The 16,483-nt window shown below is 36.4% G+C and carries 17 protein-coding genes; 3 read left to right on the forward strand and 14 right to left on the reverse strand.

Features of this window, described 5'->3' with window-relative positions; all coding sequences use genetic code 11:
• Genes R1T42_RS09020 through mraZ form a run of 11 tightly spaced genes read right to left on the reverse strand, consistent with a single transcriptional unit; the run spans window position 1 to window position 12,081 of the window.
• Window positions 1-714 (reverse strand): cell division protein FtsQ/DivIB, encoded by a 714-nt coding sequence (locus tag R1T42_RS09020; RefSeq protein ID WP_317290099.1) that lies wholly within the window; start codon window positions 712-714, stop codon window positions 1-3.
• Window positions 704-2,071, reverse strand: a complete 1,368-nt coding sequence (gene murC / locus R1T42_RS09025; RefSeq protein ID WP_317290100.1) for a UDP-N-acetylmuramate--L-alanine ligase — start codon at window positions 2,069-2,071, stop codon at window positions 704-706. Before murC ends, R1T42_RS09020 begins: the two co-directional genes overlap by 11 nt.
• On the reverse strand, window positions 2,064-3,152 hold the full coding sequence (gene murG / locus R1T42_RS09030) for an undecaprenyldiphospho-muramoylpentapeptide beta-N-acetylglucosaminyltransferase (RefSeq protein WP_317290101.1): 1,089 nt from the start codon (window positions 3,150-3,152) through the stop codon (window positions 2,064-2,066). Before murG ends, murC begins: the two co-directional genes overlap by 8 nt.
• A complete protein-coding gene (locus R1T42_RS09035) occupies window positions 3,139-4,344 on the reverse strand; it encodes an FtsW/RodA/SpoVE family cell cycle protein (RefSeq protein WP_317290102.1) in 1,206 nt (401 codons plus the stop codon). Before R1T42_RS09035 ends, murG begins: the two co-directional genes overlap by 14 nt.
• Window positions 4,345-5,703, reverse strand: a complete 1,359-nt coding sequence (gene murD / locus R1T42_RS09040) for a UDP-N-acetylmuramoyl-L-alanine--D-glutamate ligase (RefSeq protein ID WP_042270693.1) — start codon at window positions 5,701-5,703, stop codon at window positions 4,345-4,347.
• The gene (mraY, locus tag R1T42_RS09045; RefSeq protein ID WP_036580071.1) at window positions 5,703-6,938 is read right to left on the reverse strand and encodes a phospho-N-acetylmuramoyl-pentapeptide-transferase; all 1,236 of its coding nucleotides are present in this window, start codon (window positions 6,936-6,938) and stop codon (window positions 5,703-5,705) included. Before mraY ends, murD begins: the two co-directional genes overlap by 1 nt.
• A gap of 10 nt (window positions 6,939-6,948) precedes the next feature.
• Window positions 6,949-8,415 carry a UDP-N-acetylmuramoyl-L-alanyl-D-glutamate--2,6-diaminopimelate ligase gene (locus tag R1T42_RS09050; protein ID WP_317290103.1) on the reverse strand — a complete coding sequence of 489 codons (1,467 nt, stop codon included), beginning with the start codon at window positions 8,413-8,415 and terminating at the stop codon, window positions 6,949-6,951.
• Complete coding sequence (locus tag R1T42_RS09055; RefSeq protein WP_036580066.1) at window positions 8,412-10,403, reverse strand: penicillin-binding protein; 1,992 nt, start codon at window positions 10,401-10,403, stop codon at window positions 8,412-8,414. The genes R1T42_RS09050 and R1T42_RS09055 overlap by 4 nt, the downstream gene beginning before the upstream one ends.
• Window positions 10,390-10,722, reverse strand: a complete 333-nt coding sequence (locus R1T42_RS09060; protein WP_317290104.1) for an FtsL-like putative cell division protein — start codon at window positions 10,720-10,722, stop codon at window positions 10,390-10,392. The genes R1T42_RS09055 and R1T42_RS09060 overlap by 14 nt, the downstream gene beginning before the upstream one ends.
• Before the next feature lie 2 nt (window positions 10,723-10,724).
• Complete coding sequence (rsmH, locus tag R1T42_RS09065) at window positions 10,725-11,639, reverse strand: 16S rRNA (cytosine(1402)-N(4))-methyltransferase RsmH (protein ID WP_036580062.1); 915 nt, start codon at window positions 11,637-11,639, stop codon at window positions 10,725-10,727.
• Window positions 11,614-12,081, reverse strand: a complete 468-nt coding sequence (gene mraZ, locus R1T42_RS09070; protein WP_317290105.1) for a division/cell wall cluster transcriptional repressor MraZ — start codon at window positions 12,079-12,081, stop codon at window positions 11,614-11,616. The genes rsmH and mraZ overlap by 26 nt, the downstream gene beginning before the upstream one ends.
• Before the next feature lie 298 nt (window positions 12,082-12,379).
• Between mraZ and R1T42_RS09075 the strand changes: the two genes are divergently transcribed.
• Window positions 12,380-13,144 (forward strand): alpha/beta fold hydrolase, encoded by a 765-nt coding sequence (locus R1T42_RS09075; RefSeq protein ID WP_317290106.1) that lies wholly within the window; start codon window positions 12,380-12,382, stop codon window positions 13,142-13,144.
• Window positions 13,145-13,255: 111 nt separating this feature from the next.
• A complete protein-coding gene (gene yihA / locus R1T42_RS09080) occupies window positions 13,256-13,861 on the forward strand; it encodes a ribosome biogenesis GTP-binding protein YihA/YsxC (protein ID WP_317290107.1) in 606 nt (201 codons plus the stop codon).
• Here yihA and R1T42_RS09085 read toward each other — a convergent pair.
• From R1T42_RS09085 to gldB, 3 genes are all read right to left on the reverse strand, one after another.
• The gene (locus R1T42_RS09085; RefSeq protein WP_036580050.1) at window positions 13,858-14,106 is read right to left on the reverse strand and encodes a DUF3820 family protein; all 249 of its coding nucleotides are present in this window, start codon (window positions 14,104-14,106) and stop codon (window positions 13,858-13,860) included. The genes yihA and R1T42_RS09085 overlap by 4 nt on opposite strands.
• A gap of 125 nt (window positions 14,107-14,231) precedes the next feature.
• Complete coding sequence (gene gldC / locus R1T42_RS09090) at window positions 14,232-14,570, reverse strand: gliding motility protein GldC (RefSeq protein WP_036580048.1); 339 nt, start codon at window positions 14,568-14,570, stop codon at window positions 14,232-14,234.
• Window positions 14,570-15,556, reverse strand: coding sequence for a gliding motility lipoprotein GldB (gene gldB, locus R1T42_RS09095; RefSeq protein ID WP_317290108.1), 987 nt, complete (start codon window positions 15,554-15,556; stop codon window positions 14,570-14,572). The genes gldC and gldB overlap by 1 nt, the downstream gene beginning before the upstream one ends.
• 74 nt (window positions 15,557-15,630) lie before the next feature.
• Between gldB and nadE the strand changes: the two genes are divergently transcribed.
• Window positions 15,631-16,422, forward strand: coding sequence for an NAD(+) synthase (nadE, locus tag R1T42_RS09100; protein WP_317290109.1), 792 nt, complete (start codon window positions 15,631-15,633; stop codon window positions 16,420-16,422).
• Window positions 16,423-16,483: the final 61 nt, after the last annotated feature.

Below are 16,483 nucleotides of genomic sequence, written 5' to 3' on the forward strand. Positions count from 1 at the left end.
TTACTTTTTAATACTAACGACCTGATTTTTATACCTCAAGTCGATCGTTTTAACTTGATTTAAGCGATTATCTTTCTTCATTTTTGCAATAAACGCTTTATAGTTCATCGCCTTGTGTTGTAAATCTTCTATTTTACCCAATAAGATGTCATGATCATGAGCTCTTATTTGCATAGTAGCTTTTCCTTTTTTATCAAAAGAAATTTGTGTGATGGAAGGCTTTAAAAACGAATCATCATTTATAAAATTGATCAATTCAAAAAGCTTTTCATTAAATGACTCTTTATAACCATAGACCAGCGGAACAAATGCTGTGTGCTCTGTTGATAAAGGCATTATTTTGTTATCGGCATCGAGATACACCTGAGAAGATAACATTAACCTTGCAATAGGCGTGCGCTGTTCTACTAGCACATTAACTTCACCTTCTAAAGAAACGGAAACCTCTGCACCCCTGATCATTGCGTTATCAATCAAACGCAATTCACCTTCATTCAAATCTAATTTTTCTAACGCTATAGATTCCACACTGTCTATATTTTGTATCAACAATTTATTAACGTTTTTTTCAGATATGAATAATGCTTTACTATCTGTAAAAGAAACAGTTACATCTTTAACCGTTCTTTTCTCAAATCGATGACCTGCAAAAGCGTATGCACTGAATATCAACACTATACACAGACCATATTTTAGTATGCTTTTAATGCTCATTATTCAACGGTTTATTTATCAACTTTTTTATCTCTACACCTATATCTCCAGCACCTATCATAACCACCACTCGAGTGTTCATTTCTTCTATAAACTCTGCGATATCTTCTTTTTCAAGAACCGTTATGACCGCAGGCTTTTCCTCTAATTTTTGAATTTTACTACACAACACCTGAGAGGTTATACCTTCTATAGGTAATTCTCTTGCAGGATAGATGTCCAGCAATGCTATTTTATCAAATTGAGCTAGACTAGTAACAAAGTCATTCATGAAATCTTTTGTACGAGAAAATAAATGAGGCTGAAAAATAGCTAGCACTTTCTCGTTAGGATACATTTCCCTTACCGCTTGATGAACAGCATTTATTTCTGTGGGATGATGCGCATAGTCATCAATAAGAACCCTTTCTTCTGTATTTACTCTATAAGTAAACCTGCGCTCCACACCTTGAAAAGTCACTAGAGCATGTTTCAATTTTTCTATGGAAACACCATACTCTACAGCCATTGCAATCGCTAGAAGTGCATTAGATAAATTGTGCTTGCCCGGTAATTGTAAACAAAATCCTTTATGGATATCTTCTTCAATTTGTAAATCAAAATGATAAGCACCACCAGCAATTACGATATTGATTGCTTTAAACTTACCATGAACTAACCCTACCTTTATACCATCTATAGCAACCTGTTCATTTACTAAAAGCGTCTTACCTTTTAACAATGATGCAAAGTCATGAAAGGTTTTTTCAAAGGTGGCAACATCTCCATAGATATCTAAATGGTCTGCATCTATTGCTGTTATACCAGCAATATCTGGAGATAATTGCATGAATGATCGATCGAACTCATCTGCCTCAACGACCATTACATCTGTTCCTGAACATAGGTAGTTCGTGTTATATTCTTCTAAAATACCACCACAGAAAGCTGTTACTTCAACATCACTTTTATAAAGTAGATGTGCTAGAATCGCACTAGTTGTTGTTTTACCATGTGTTCCAGCAACAGCTAGACAGGTCATCGTTTGTGAAATCTGCCCTAATAATTGAGCACGTTTGAGAATTGGTATTCCGCTTTCGCGAAAGCGTAATAATTCATCCATCGTGGCTGGAATAGCAGGTGTAAATATAACTTGAGCCGTATCAGGTTTTTTAAATTCTGCAGGGATGCTATTGAAATCATCATTGTAATGAATATCAATCCCTTCTTCTTCTAATTGTTTTGTGAGCGAAGTAATGACCTTATCATAACCTGCAACTATTTTACCTTGCTCGTTTAAATAACGAGCAAGCGCACTCATCCCGATACCACCTATACCGATGAAATAAACATGTGTGATATGTTGCAAACTAGTCATTAATAATAGATTCTAACTGGTTAACAATATCTATGGTTGCATGAGGTAATGCTAGTTGTTTGATTTGAGATGATAGATTGTTTTGCAACTCAACATCTGAAATCAAACCTTTCCAAATGGTATTAAAATTTTGATCAATTCCTACTTCTCTAACTAATAAACCAGCTCCTTTCTCTACTACAGCAAGAGCATTTTTAGTCTGGTGATCCTCAGCAACGTTAGGTGATGGAATAAAAATCACTGGTTTACCAACAATACATAGTTCTGAAATAGTCCCGGCACCAGCCCTAGAAATGATAAAATCTGCCGCACTGTAAGCTAAATCCATTCTACTTATAAAAGCATGGACTTGCACTGATTCCTTTGCTTTATTCTTATACTGATCATAATAGAACTTACCACACTGCCAAATGATTTGAACATCTTGTGCAATATTTTCTAATTGAGTATCGATGAGTTGATTAATCCTGCGCGCTCCCAAACTACCACCAAGTATTAATAATGTTTTCTTGGAAGTATCAAGGTCAAAATGATTGAGAGCCTCTTCTCTTTTTGAATCGATATCTAGTAAATCTTGACGTACAGGATTACCAGTAAGAACAATCTTTTCTTTAGGGAAGAATCGATCTAGTCCTGTACTGGCAACACAAATTTTCTGTACTTTTTTAGAAAGTAATTTATTTGTAATTCCCGGATAGGAATTCTGCTCTTGGATTAAACTAGGTATTTTTTTCATACTAGCCATTTGTAATAATGGTCCACTAGCATACCCACCAGTACCTATTGCAGCTGTAGGTTTAAATTTATTAATTATGCGTCTTGCGTCCCATAAGCTTTTTGTAACCTTTAAAGGGAACGCAAAATTGTCTAAGGTGAACTTACGTTGCAAACCACTAATCCATAAGCCCTTAATTTCATAACCAGCTGCTGGGACTTTTTCCATTTCCATACGATTACTGGCGCCCACAAATAGGATCTCGCAATCTGGCCAGCGACGCTTGCATTCATTTGCAATAGCTATTGCTGGATATATATGACCGCCTGTGCCGCCACCTGATATGATAAATTTATAAGGCTTCACTTAATACATCTAAAGGGTTCAACTCTTCTTCATTTAATTCGTCTTCTTGTTGACGTAGTTTCTGTCTTTTTGAGCTTACACTCAAAACGATACCTACTGCCATACAGGTCATCCATATCGAGGTACCACCGCTACTTATTAGCGGTAAAGTCTGTCCAGTAACTGGAAATAAATTCACAGCAACACCCATATTCATTAAAGCCTGAATTACAATAGGCAAGCCTACTCCTATTACAAGTAAACTGCCGAAAATGGTTTCGGCTTTATTTGCGATAACGACGACTCGAAATAGGAAAAATAGATATACTGCAAGTACAACTAGACCACCAAAAAGTCCAAACTCTTCGATAATTATTGCATATATAAAATCACTCGATGATTGCGGTAAAAAATGTTTAGTAGAACTTTTTCCAGGACCAACTCCAAAGGGATAACCATTTGCAATAGCGGTCTTTGCTTTTTCAACTTGATATACAGAATCACTATCTCCATCACCAGCAAAACTAGCAATACGAGATGCCCATGTATCTACACGGTTAGGTAGTAAACCAGGAAATGCTTTGGCAGTCAACACAAACAACCCTAAACCTACAATTCCTGCTCCGATGATAGCAAGTAAATACTTCCATGGATAACCACCTATAAAACACAGAATCAACACCATTAAAAAGATAAGAGCTGTTGTAGAAAAGTTAGATGGTAAGATCCATATCAATGTAAACGCTACTGGAAACCATAACGGCCAGAGAGATTGCTTAAAGGTCACAACTTTATCTTTAATACCACTCAAGTATTTAGCGACATATGTCATCAACACTACTGATGCAAGTGTACTGGTCTGAAAACCGACACCTATAACTGGTATACGTATCCATCGACTGGCATTTGCTCCATCCATAGTTGTCCCTTGTAACGCTGTATAGATAAGCATTAAAATGACAAACGGCAGTAACATCACACTCAAACCTTTAAACCAATTGTATGGTATTTTATGGACAGCATATGCTATACTCAATCCTAGTACTAAATGAACAAAGTGTTTAACGATATACTTTGCCGTATCTCCTTCTCCACCGTTTAAGTAAGCAAGATTACTACTAGCACTGTACACAGGTAAAAAAGAGAAAATAGCAAGTGCTAGGACTAATGCCCACAGAAATAAATCACCTGATATGTAATCTTTAATTTTCATTTATAGTGCTCTCACTGCATTTTTAAATTGTCTTCCACGATCTTCATAATTTTCAAATAGATCAAAACTGGCGCAGGCAGGTGATAATAAAACGTTATCTCCAGGACCTGCAAGTTTATATGCGACACGTACTGCATCTTCCATAGAAGATGTTTCAACCATATTATCTACACAACTACCAAATGCCTCAACAATTTTTGAATTATCAGTTCCTAGACAAACTATAGCTTTCACATTTTTATTTACTAATGCATACAACTCACTGTAATCGTTACCTTTATCAACACCACCTACAATCCATACCGTAGGCTTTTCCATACTATCTAATGCATAATAAGTTGCATTTACGTTGGTAGCCTTTGAATCATTGATATACTGTACCTTATTAATTTTCAAAACTTGCTCTAGACGATGCTCAACTCCTTGAAAAGAAGCTAAACTTTGTCTTATGGTTTCTTTACGGATTTGAAGCAATTTTGCGGTAGTGGCTGCTGCCATCGCGTTTGCTGTATTGTGCTGTCCTTTAATGGATAAATTTTGAATAGGCATAGTAAAAAGGTTTGTGTCTAGGTTAATGTTGATATTATGGTCTTGTATGTATGCTCCAAAATCTAGCTGCTTCTGCATGCTGAATGGAACTAATTTCGATTTGGGCTTATGAATTTTGAGAGCTTCTATTATAGCAGGATCGTCAGCATTGTAGATAAGAAAATCATTCTCATCTTGATTCATGGCAATGCGCAATTTACTGGCTACATAATTTTCAAATTTGTAATCGTATCTATCGAGATGATCTGGCGTAATATTTAATAAAACAGCTATTTTAGGTTTAAAGGTTTTTATACCATCTAGCTGAAAGCTACTCACCTCTAGAACTCTATATTTAGCTGGTGCTTCCGCAACTTGAGCAGCATAGCTTTGTCCTATATTCCCACCTACGGAGACGTCAAAATCTGCTATTTGAAGTATATGACCTACTAAACTAGTAACTGTAGTTTTACCATTACTACCGGTTATAGCTATTTCTACCTCATCTGTAAATCTTGAAGCAAATTCAATTTCAGAAATCACAGGAATATTAGCCTCTAGAATTTTTTGAACAATTGTAGCGTTGTCAGGTATACCAGGACTTTTAACTACAACATCTGCATTTAAGATTTGCTCCATATCGTGTCCACCAGTCTCATGTGGGATATGTTGATCTTGTAACGCTTTCGCGAAAGCATCTTTCAAAACACCACCGTCGCTTAAAAAAACATCATGTCCTCGTTGCGTTGCCAGCATAGCAGCACCTACGCCACTCATGCCGCCACCCAATATGACAATACGCTTTTTATTATTTGTTTTCAACCAGCTCATTACCTTACTTTAAGTGTTACAATACTGATTATAGCAAGTAAAATCCCTACAATCCAGAATCTGACAACGATTTTGCTTTCATGAATTCCCTTTTTCTGGTAGTGATGATGTAGAGGTGACATTAGGAATATACGTCTTCCTTCACCGTATTTTTTCTTAGTGTATTTAAACCAACTCACCTGCATCATTACAGATAAATTCTCCATTAAAAAGACTCCACAAAGTATTGGTATTAGTAGCTCCTTTCTCGTTGCAATAGCTAGCACAGCAATAATCCCTCCTATAGTTAAACTACCCGTGTCTCCCATAAACACTTGTGCAGGATAGGTGTTGTACCATAGAAAACCGACTAGAGCACCAGTAAACGCCGTTATAAAGACTACCATCTCACCAGAATTAGGAATATACATGACGTTCAAATAGTCTGAAAAAATAATATTACCCGATATCCAAGCAAAAAGAGCCAATGTTATAACCGCAATAGCACTTGTTCCTGCCGCCAGACCATCGATACCATCTGTCAGATTTGCGCCATTTGAAACAGCAGTTACTATTATTATTACTATAGGAATAAATATTAACCATGCCCATGATGCCAGACTAGGATCAATCCAATCAATTAATGATGTGTATTCAAATTCATTATTTTTAAGAAATGGTATAGTCGTTTTTGTAGACTGTATGGCCTCACCAAAGGCCACTGGTAATTCAGTACGTGCCATTATCTCTTGGGCTACAACAGGATCCGTTACTTCTTCTTTAATTGTAATACCAGGGTGAAAGAACATAGTTGCCCCTACAATAGCCCCTAAGCCTACCTGACCTAAGACTTTAAACTTCCCTTTTAATCCGTCTTTATCTTTTTTAAAGACTTTAATATAATCATCAGTGAAACCTATTAATCCCATCCAAATCGTAGTAACAATTAAGAGAACTACATATATATTATCTAATTGTGATAATAAGAAAACAGGTATTAACGTCGCCATAATTATGATGACGCCACCCATAGTAGGTGTTCCAGCTTTTTCTGACTGACCTTCTAAACCTAAATCTCTAACTGTTTCACCAACCTGTTGACGTTGTAAAAATTTTATGATACGTTTTCCATAAACGGTAGATATCCCTAGTGACAATAAAAAAGCGATGGCTGCTCTGAATGTAATGAAACCAAACAACGACGCACCAGGAAACTGGAACTGCTCTTCTAGGTATTTGAATAAGTAGTATAACATTTATGAATGGTTATTTATTAAGTTGGTTAAGTAGGTCTGCCACAATCATGCGGTCATTAAAATCAGATCGCACACCATTAATTTCTTGATATGTTTCGTGTCCTTTTCCCGCGATAAGAATAATGTCATTAGCTTGTGCCAATTGTACAGCGGTTTTAATAGCATTTCTACGATCGGTCACGGTAAGTGTTTTTTTAAAGTCTAAAGGTTCTACACCAGCTTCCATATCATCTAGGATATCATCTGGATTCTCTGTTCGTGGATTATCACTAGTAAATATGACCTGATCACTTAACGACGCAGCTATATTTGCCATGACAGGTCTTTTAGTTTTATCTCGATCACCGCCACACCCGACAACAGTTATTAATTTTTCATTACGTGTACGGATAGCATTAATCGTATCTAATACATTCTTTAAAGCATCTGGCGTGTGGGCATAGTCTACAATAGCAGTGATGCGTTGTGCGGCAGTTGTAAAATATTGAAATCTTCCAGAAACACCATCTAACTTTGAAATCGCTTCTAAAACCTCAGTAGCCTCTAACCCTAACTCTATAGCACAACCATAAATAGCAAGCACATTATAGGCATTAAATTCACCGATCATTTTAGTCCATAATTCTTGATTATTTACTTTTAATTGTAGACCACCAAATTGATTCTCTATAATTTGAGCACGATAATCTGTATATGTTTTCAGAGCATAACCTAGCTTACGAGCTTTAGTATTCTGCAACATAAATTCACCGTTCTTATCATCGCGATTTGTTAATGCAAAAGCCTTAGAAGGTAGCATATCAAAGAATCGTTTCTTCACATCTCGATACTCTGCAAAGGTGCTGTGATAATCTAGATGGTCATGGGTTAAATTTGTAAACATGCCACCTACAAAATATAGACCGGTTACACGTTCCTGATCGATACCATGACTACTTACCTCCATAAAACAATAATCTACACCAGCATCGCGCATATCGGCAAGATGACTATTTATAGTTATTGGATCTGGAGTAGTATGTTTAGTAGGAATTACTTTACCATTAATTAAAATCTCTACGGTAGAAATTAAACCTGTTTTAAAACCTAGGTTTTTAAATAATTGATATAATAAACTAGTTGTGGTAGTCTTACCGTTAGTTCCAGTAACACCAACTAATTTTAAATCCTTAGAAGGATTACCATAATAATTTGCTCCTATCAGTGCTAGCGCTTTGTGAGCATGATTAACCTGTACATAAGTAACATTATCAGATTGGTAATCTGGTAAATCTTCTAATATGACAGCCCTAGCACCACTAGCTACAGCTTTTTCAATAAATTGATGACCGTCTACAGCACTACCTTTAAGAGCTACAAAAACATCTCCTTCTTTAATCTCTCTAGAATCAAATTGTACTCGTTCTACAGAAATATCTGTAGGACCAATAACCAACTCCAGGCTCACTTTATATAATAAATCTTTTAAGTTTCTCATGATAGAGTTAGTGTAATTTGATCATTAGTCTTTACTCGAGTTCCAGGTGCGGCACTTTGTTCTTTAACCTTACCTTTTCCTTTGAGTACTACTTTTGCTCCAAGATTTTCAAGTAATGTCAAAGCATCCATGGCGTCCATACCTTTTAAATTGGGTATTTTATTTGACGTGGATTGAGCTTGTGTATAAAATGCTTCTTGAGACTTTATGATATCATCTGGCGCTATTTCAGGCATAGGCACTTCATCCAGCATAGGATTATTTGCATAAATCTTTTGAGCGATTTTTTTAAACACTGGACCAGCAACGATATTTCCATAGTAACCTTTCGCTGTATTCGGTTTATGTATCACTACTATACAACTATACTTAGGTTCATCTGCAGGAAAATAACCAGCAAAAGAAGCGATATATTCCAGTTTTTTTGTTTTATCTCCGTAACCAGTCTGACAGGTACCTGTTTTGCCAGCCATAGAAAAACTTGGGGAATAAAGATTATCTGCTGTACCACGCTTTACAACATTTTCCATCATTACTTTCACCTTGTTTACCGTTTGTTGAGAACAGATAGAAGGGTTTAAAATACTGCGGTCAAACCTTTCAATTAACTGATCTTTAGAGCGCACTTCTCTTATTAAGCGAGGCTTAACCATCACACCATTATTAGCGATCGCGTTATAAAAAGTCAAGGTTTGCAAAGGTGTTAGATGCACTCCATAACCGAAAGCCATCCATGGTAAAGATGTACCACTCCATTGATTATCCTCGGGATGTGGAATTCTAGGAATACCTTCGCCAGTAATAGATAGATCTAATCTTTTATTTAATCCCATACTATAAAGACGATCAACATATCTAGCGCTTTCATCTTTACCCTTATAATTATCTGTAACCATCTGTACTAAAGCAGTGTTAGAAGAAACCTCAAATGCTCTCGCAACACTTATCTTTCCATAACCGCCATATTTAGAATCTTTTACATCACGCCCATAATATGAAATTTTCCCACCTCTAGTATCAAAGACAGTACTTGTATCTACCACCTTATCTTCAAGAGCTGCAACTACACTCATAAGTTTAAATGTAGAGCCAGGCTCGTGTGATTCCCATACCGCATAATTGCGCTTTTCAAAATATTTACCACTTTCTCCACGACCTAGATTAGAAAGAGCTTTTATTTCTCCAGTTGCAACTTCCATCACAACTGCAGTACCGTGTTCTGCTTGAAAATACTCTAACTGCTCTAGTAAGGCATGATGAGCAACATCTTGCATGTTCACATCTATAGTAGTGTAAACATCATATCCATCCTGTGGCTCAATCTCATTTGCGCCACTAATAGGTTTCCATTGATTTTGAGAAATTTTTTGTTTTTGGCGCACTCCATTACTACCTCTCAAGTATTGAGAGAAGGCGCCTTCTAATCCTACAGGCGCACTACCAGGTTTATCATAACCTACTATACGTTCTGCCATTTTACCTAGAGGATGTTCTCTTACTACACGCTGCTCTACAATGATACCACCTCGATACGGACCTTTTCTAAATAGAGGAAATGATTTAATCTGTATGTAATCACTATAGTTTAAGTTTTTAGTGATTAGCAAATAACGATTACGGTTACTGCGAGCGGTACGTAGTTTTTTAGAAAAATAAGATTTTGGACGGTTTAGCTTTCGCGAAAGCGAGTCACTCAAAGCCCCAATAAACTCATTAAAATCTGCCTCGCTAGGTGCCACTGCATCAAATCTGATATCATATTTTGATATAGAAGTTGCTAGTAATTGCCCATTAGCATCATAGAGATTCCCGCGGTTTGCAGGTATAGTATCATTTTTAAAAATTCGCTGTTCTGCCTTTGCGCGATATTTATCTCCGTCAATAAATTGAATATTAATAATCTTCACAACAATTCCTAGGGCAATGATTAAAAGCACTGCACCTACAATGTAGATTCTATTCAGTATGCTTTTTTCAGTTGTTGCCATCTGGCGCTGTTGATTTAATAATTATTTTTTGTGGTGGATTTTTTGCCGGTGCAATTCCACGCTTCTTTAATTTATTTGCTATTGTTGATTCCATTTGCAGAAACATCAACTCACGTTGACCATCTACATACTGACTGCGCAATTCATTTTCTTGCTCTGCAAGCTGGCCTATGTAATGCACTTTTTTCTCAAAACTATGCCCAGTGTAGATCATGACTATAGATAGAAATACCGCAAAAATGATAAAGCGCCAATTTTTGAACGCATCATCATTTGTAAGGAAACTACCTTTTAATATGTCATAAACCTTAGACGCCATAACTAATCTTCAATACGTTGTGCGATGCGTAATTTTGCACTACGCGCACGATTATTTTCTTTAATCTGAGCTGCTGTCGGGACTATTAGCTTACCTACTTTTTTAAAGGGCACACTTGCTCTACCAAAAACATCCTTTTCAGGTTCTCCATGAAAAAGACCATTACGCATAAAACGCTTTACAGGACGATCTTCTAAAGAATGATAGGATATCACACTAAGCCTTCCACCTGTTTTTAATATTTCTTTGGACTGCACTAGAAACTCCTCTAACACGTCCATCTCCTGATTCACCTCAATACGTATTGCTTGAAAAACTTGAGCTAGCATTTTATGCTGTATACGCTCTGGAACAAATGGAGCACATATTTCTTTCAATTGAGCTACTGTCTCAATAAGACCTTCATCACGCTTTGCAATGATTGCTCTAGTTAATCTAGGCGCAATACGCAACTCACCATATTCTTTAAAAATTCGATTTAGATCATCTTCATCATAATCATTAACAACTCTAACAGCATCTAGTTCACTTTCTTGATTCATACGCATATCAAGTCTAGCATCAAAACGTGTAGAAAAACCACGATCTGCCTCATCAAACTGATGAGAACTCACTCCCAAATCTGCCAAAATCCCGTCAACTTCTTTCACACCATACATGCGTAAAAAACGCTTCATGAATCGGAAATTTTGATTTATTAAAACAAACCTAGGGTCATCAATCACGTTTTCTAAAGCATCAAGATCTTGATCAAAGGCAAACAACTTACCATCCTCACCTAACCTAGACAAAATTTCACGTGAATGACCACCACCTCCATAAGTCACATCTACGTAAACTCCTGAAGGGTGAATAGCAAGTCCATCAATGGACTCTTCCAGCAATACCGGACTATGATAAGAGCTCTGTTGTGTCATCTCCCATTACTTCTTCTGCGAGATCAGCAAAATCTACAGCAGCCTCATCAATAGCCTGCTCATAACTTTCCTTATCCCATATTTCTATTATATTAATCGCACTCGATACGGTGAGATTTTTAGTAATACTAGCGATATGTATTAAATCCTTAGGAATTAACAACCTACCATTTGCATCTATTTCTACCGTTTTTACACCAGCAGTAAAACGACGTATGAAGTCGTTATTTTTTTTCTTAAATCGATTGAGCTTATTCATACGCACCATCATTTCATTCCACTCTTTCATGGGATACAACTCTAAGCATGATTGAAATACGGAACGCTTAAGCACAAAGCCTTCTTGCAAGACTGGCGCTAGCTGTTTTTTCAATGAAACCGGCATCATAAAACGCCCTTTTGCATCGATTTTACACTCGTATGTTCCTATGAAATTGATCAAGCTTGATGAGTTATTATTTCAAATATAAAATTATTACTCCACAATTTACCACTTTTTACCACATTGTTAATAAAACGACGTTATTCTGAATAACTACGGGACTTATGAACAATTCAAATGATAACCTCTTTTTAAGATTTGAGATACTTTAAATATTGCTTTCACATAAATGAATGCTAAAAAACATAAATCGTGTCATGAAGTGGGAAAGCCTAAAAATTACCATTATACTCATTTACAATGCATGCATTATATAATGCAAATAAGCTATATTTGCTTACTGTACTAAATACAGTATATGACGCAAGAGCTGATTACCGAAGGAAAATTTGAATACTATGCCACTGGCGAAGGAACACCCATAATCATTTTACATGGTTTAATGGGCGGATTGAGTAATTTTCAAGGCGTGATCGACTATTTCCCTTCTCGTGGATATCAAGTTGTAGTGCCTTCTCTACCGCTATACAGCATGCCTTTACTAAAAACTAGTGTAGGGTCATTTGCAAAATACATCAATGAATTTATTGACCACATGGGCTGGAAAGAAGTGATTCTTTTAGGTAATTCTTTAGGTGGCCATATAGGTTTAGTAACTACAAAGTTATTTCCAGATAAGATAAAAGCCTTAGTGATAACAGGTAGCTCTGGCCTTTATGAAAGTGCCATGGGAGAAAGCTACCCTAAACGTGGTAACTATGAGTACATCAAGAAAAAAGCCGAAGGTGTATTTTATGACCCAGCCGTCGCTACAAAAGAAATTGTCGATGAAGTTTTTGGCGTTGTAAATGATCGTAATAAATTGATCAAAACACTAGCTATTGCAAAAAGCGCTATACGTCACAACATGGCCAAAGACCTTCCTAAAATGCCAACACCTGTTTGTATTATATGGGGAAAACAAGACAGCGTAACGCCTCCAGAGGTCGCTACTGAGTTCCATGAAAAATTACCAGATAGCGAACTTTTCTGGATTGATAAATGTGGTCATGCTGCTATGATGGAGCATCCTGATCAATTTAATGAAATACTAGCTGCTTGGCTAGAAAAAAGAGAACTGTAAACGATTCATCATCACTATCGTTTTCTGATTTAATTACCCTAAACTTTTAACACTATCTCATTTACCTATTCTGGTAGTCTAAAAAATTAAGGACTAACTTATCTTTGCCAAATGAAAATAACTAGTTCAGAATTTGTAATTTCAAATCAAGACGTAAAGAGATGTCCCGACAGTAAATTAGCAGAGTATGCTTTTATAGGACGATCTAACGTAGGCAAATCTTCTTTAATCAACATGTTGACCAATAAGAAGAGTCTCGCTAAAACATCAGGACGACCAGGAAAAACACAGTTAATCAATCACTTCTTGATTAACAAAAGTTGGCATCTTGTTGATTTACCAGGCTATGGTTATGCTCGTGTTTCTAAGACTAGTAAGGCAAAATTTCAAAAGTTTATCACTAATTATTTTAAACAAAGGCGTCAGTTAGTATGCGCATTTGTACTAGTTGATGTGCGTCATGAACCGCAGCCTATTGATACAGAATTTATGGAATGGCTAGGTGAGAATGGTATCCCTTTTGGAATTGTTTTTACTAAGTCAGACAAGCTTAAACCAAATGCACTAGAACGCAATGTTGAATTATATAAAACGCAATTGCTAGATGGCGTCTGGGAAGAGGTCCCACCATACTTTGTGACCAGCTCTAGTAATGGAAATGGTAAAGAAGAATTACTGAACTATATAGGTGAGATTAACGATAACCTAGACAATTAAAAGACTGGTCGATCATTTACCGTCTTGCGACGTATTTCTCTCAAAATATCTTCAATACCGTTAACTTTCATATCATAAACGGTTGTCATGTAACGACCTAACTTACCTTCTGGAAAACCTTTCCGACGGAACCAAACATAATATGACTCTGGCAACTCACTTAAGAATCGCCCCTTATGCTGGCCAAATGGCATTTTATACCATGCCAGCTCTATCAATTGTTTATGATCAAAAAATGGTTCCAAAGTGAGGTGACAAACATTATGTCAGAGACGGATTTTTTTTCACCGCTCTGACTTCACATGATTATTAATTATCCCAGCTACTAAGATCTACTTATACAGCTAACATAGTGCAGTAAATAATGGAATTACTTTTTCTTTAACTCTAGCTTTTCTGCAAAGTAGTCACAAAAATCAATCATTGTATCTCTCATCTTATCATCATTAGTCGCTCGATGATAAGAGTCTGCCATTGATACTAAGGTCTGATGAAAAAATACTCTCATCTCGTCAACTGGCATATCTTTAGTCCATAAATCTATACGGAAACTCTCTTTCTCTATAGAATCCCACATAGATACCATCATTGCTTTAGCTTCTGCTCCTGTAACGCCACCATCTGGCGCACTCCATCTAATATGTTCTGGAACACGATTTTCATCTAGTTCAATTCCTATTTTAATCTCTGATCTATGATTTTGAGCCATTATTGTTTTGGTTTATATCCTGATTTATTAAAAATAACATCTGCTGGCAAAGTGAGCATTGCATCTACTGGAGTATCATTATTCTCCATGTAAGACTTAACAATACGATAGCCTATATACTGACCTACTCCACCTGGAGTATTTTGATCTACTTCTAAGTAAAATTTTGAAAACGGTGCCGGTAATATAAAACGTGATTGTAATTTTGGATTAGTATTATACAACAAGTTTTCATCTACAAAGAAACTCCACATTTGAGATTCGTTATTTACTACAAAGTCAAATTTTTCGGGCGCATAATTAAATATCTGGGCTCCTGTTGATTGCGGCGCAAACAACTCTTGTACATAATGAAGCTTACCGTGATACACCATAGATCCCAGTAATGATCTATCCATGGATGGCTTTACAAATAAATAAGCATAAGCTAGACCTACGTCTGCTGGCAAATGTTCTATTTGCAAACCTTGTTTTTGATAATTACTAATCCCAGCATAAAGCTCGTGGTCATTACCTAGATAGGTATCTATCGCAATCAATAGCTGAGCTTCAGTAGGCGTTACCTTGCGTCTATAATCTACTTGAGATATAACAGTAACTATATCTGGGGTTTCAAATTCTGGAAAATAATATTCTACATGCCTGAAAACATTATCTACTTCATCATGTATTTTTTGATAATCAAATTTGCGATCCATCACCGCATTCTCTAGCACCATTTGAATTGTGTCTGCACCTGTTAACTTTGCAATCCACACACTATCTGCAAAACGTTGAGGAAACAACATTGAATATTCCTGCTTTAAACTACTTAAATCGTCTGGAGTGGCTTGAGCAAACTCTTCATGAAACAATTTGATTTCAGATTGTATGGGTATTGCAGCAATTTCCTGCTCTAACCTCGATGAATCGTTGCACGACGAGAGTATGAATAACGCTTTCGCGAAAGCGAGATATTTAAAACCTCTGTAAATCTTATACTTCATAGTCCTATAACGACGCTTTTTTTAATTAATTTTAAGGCTGCAAAAATACAGCTAATCTATATCAATTAAAGACTATGAAAGTAGATAAAGTAACAGATCATATTGTAACATGGCTTAAAGACTATGCCACCAAAGCAGGAGTAAAAGGATATGTTGTAGGTGTAAGCGGCGGAATTGATAGTGCCGTTACCTCAACCCTATGTGCCATGACAGGTCTAGATGTCTTATGTGTTGAGATGCCTATACACCAACATCAAGATCATGTAACCCGAGCTCAAGAACATATTAAACAATTAAAATCGAGGTTTGATAATGTAAACGATGTGCGTAGTGATCTTACACCGGTTTTTGATAGCTTTATAGACAACATGCCAAACATAGAAGATAGCGCACTAGTAGAATTAACTCGTGGAAACACACGTGCGAGATTGAGAATGACGACATTATACTATCATGGTGGCGTTCATGGACTGCTGGTTGCTGGAACTGGCAATAAAGTTGAGGATTTTGGCGTTGGATTTTACACTAAATATGGAGATGGTGGTGTAGACGTAAGTCCTATTGCAGATTTAATGAAAAGCGAAGTGTATAAAATAGGGAAACATGTATTAGTCCCAGACAGCATTATGAAAGCAGCACCTAGTGATGGATTATATGGAGCAGAACGTACTGACGAAGATCAAATAGGCGCTAGTTATGATGAGCTAGAACATATCATGAATGAGATTAGTGACGGAAAAACAGTGAGTGATTTCACCGGCAGAAAGCTAGAAGTGTTTAACCTTTATAGTATTTTAAACAAAAAGAATCAACACAAAATGAACCCTATACCTGTTTGCATGATCCCTAAAAACCTTATAAAATAGGACATAACAGCCTAATAAGCAAGGAAATACTTACATTATTATCGATTGTAAAGCCTAATTA

It is taken from the genome of Nonlabens ulvanivorans, assembly GCF_032922765.1.
Taxonomy (GTDB): domain Bacteria; phylum Bacteroidota; class Bacteroidia; order Flavobacteriales; family Flavobacteriaceae; genus Nonlabens; species Nonlabens ulvanivorans.

Excerpts from the sequence above, each read along its gene's own strand:
- R1T42_RS09020 (WP_317290099.1), bottom strand. The coding sequence starts at position 714 with ATGAGCATTAAAAGCATACTAAAATATGGTCTGTGTATAGTGTTGATA.
- murC (WP_317290100.1), bottom strand. The coding sequence starts at position 2,071 with ATGACTAGTTTGCAACATATCACACATGTTTATTTCATCGGTATAGGT.
- R1T42_RS09035 (WP_317290102.1), bottom strand. The coding sequence starts at position 4,344 with ATGAAAATTAAAGATTACATATCAGGTGATTTATTTCTGTGGGCATTA.
- murD (WP_042270693.1), bottom strand. The coding sequence starts at position 5,703 with ATGAGCTGGTTGAAAACAAATAATAAAAAGCGTATTGTCATATTGGGT.
- mraY (WP_036580071.1), bottom strand. The coding sequence starts at position 6,938 with ATGTTATACTACTTATTCAAATACCTAGAAGAGCAGTTCCAGTTTCCT.
- R1T42_RS09050 (WP_317290103.1), bottom strand. The coding sequence starts at position 8,415 with ATGAGAAACTTAAAAGATTTATTATATAAAGTGAGCCTGGAGTTGGTT.
- R1T42_RS09055 (WP_036580066.1), bottom strand. The coding sequence starts at position 10,403 with ATGGCAACAACTGAAAAAAGCATACTGAATAGAATCTACATTGTAGGT.
- R1T42_RS09060 (WP_317290104.1), bottom strand. The coding sequence starts at position 10,722 with ATGGCGTCTAAGGTTTATGACATATTAAAAGGTAGTTTCCTTACAAAT.
- rsmH (WP_036580062.1), bottom strand. The coding sequence starts at position 11,639 with ATGACACAACAGAGCTCTTATCATAGTCCGGTATTGCTGGAAGAGTCC.
- R1T42_RS09075 (WP_317290106.1), top strand. The coding sequence starts at position 12,380 with ATGACGCAAGAGCTGATTACCGAAGGAAAATTTGAATACTATGCCACT.
- yihA (WP_317290107.1), top strand. The coding sequence starts at position 13,256 with ATGAAAATAACTAGTTCAGAATTTGTAATTTCAAATCAAGACGTAAAG.
- gldC (WP_036580048.1), bottom strand. The coding sequence starts at position 14,570 with ATGGCTCAAAATCATAGATCAGAGATTAAAATAGGAATTGAACTAGAT.
- gldB (WP_317290108.1), bottom strand. The coding sequence starts at position 15,556 with ATGAAGTATAAGATTTACAGAGGTTTTAAATATCTCGCTTTCGCGAAA.
- nadE (WP_317290109.1), top strand. The coding sequence starts at position 15,631 with ATGAAAGTAGATAAAGTAACAGATCATATTGTAACATGGCTTAAAGAC.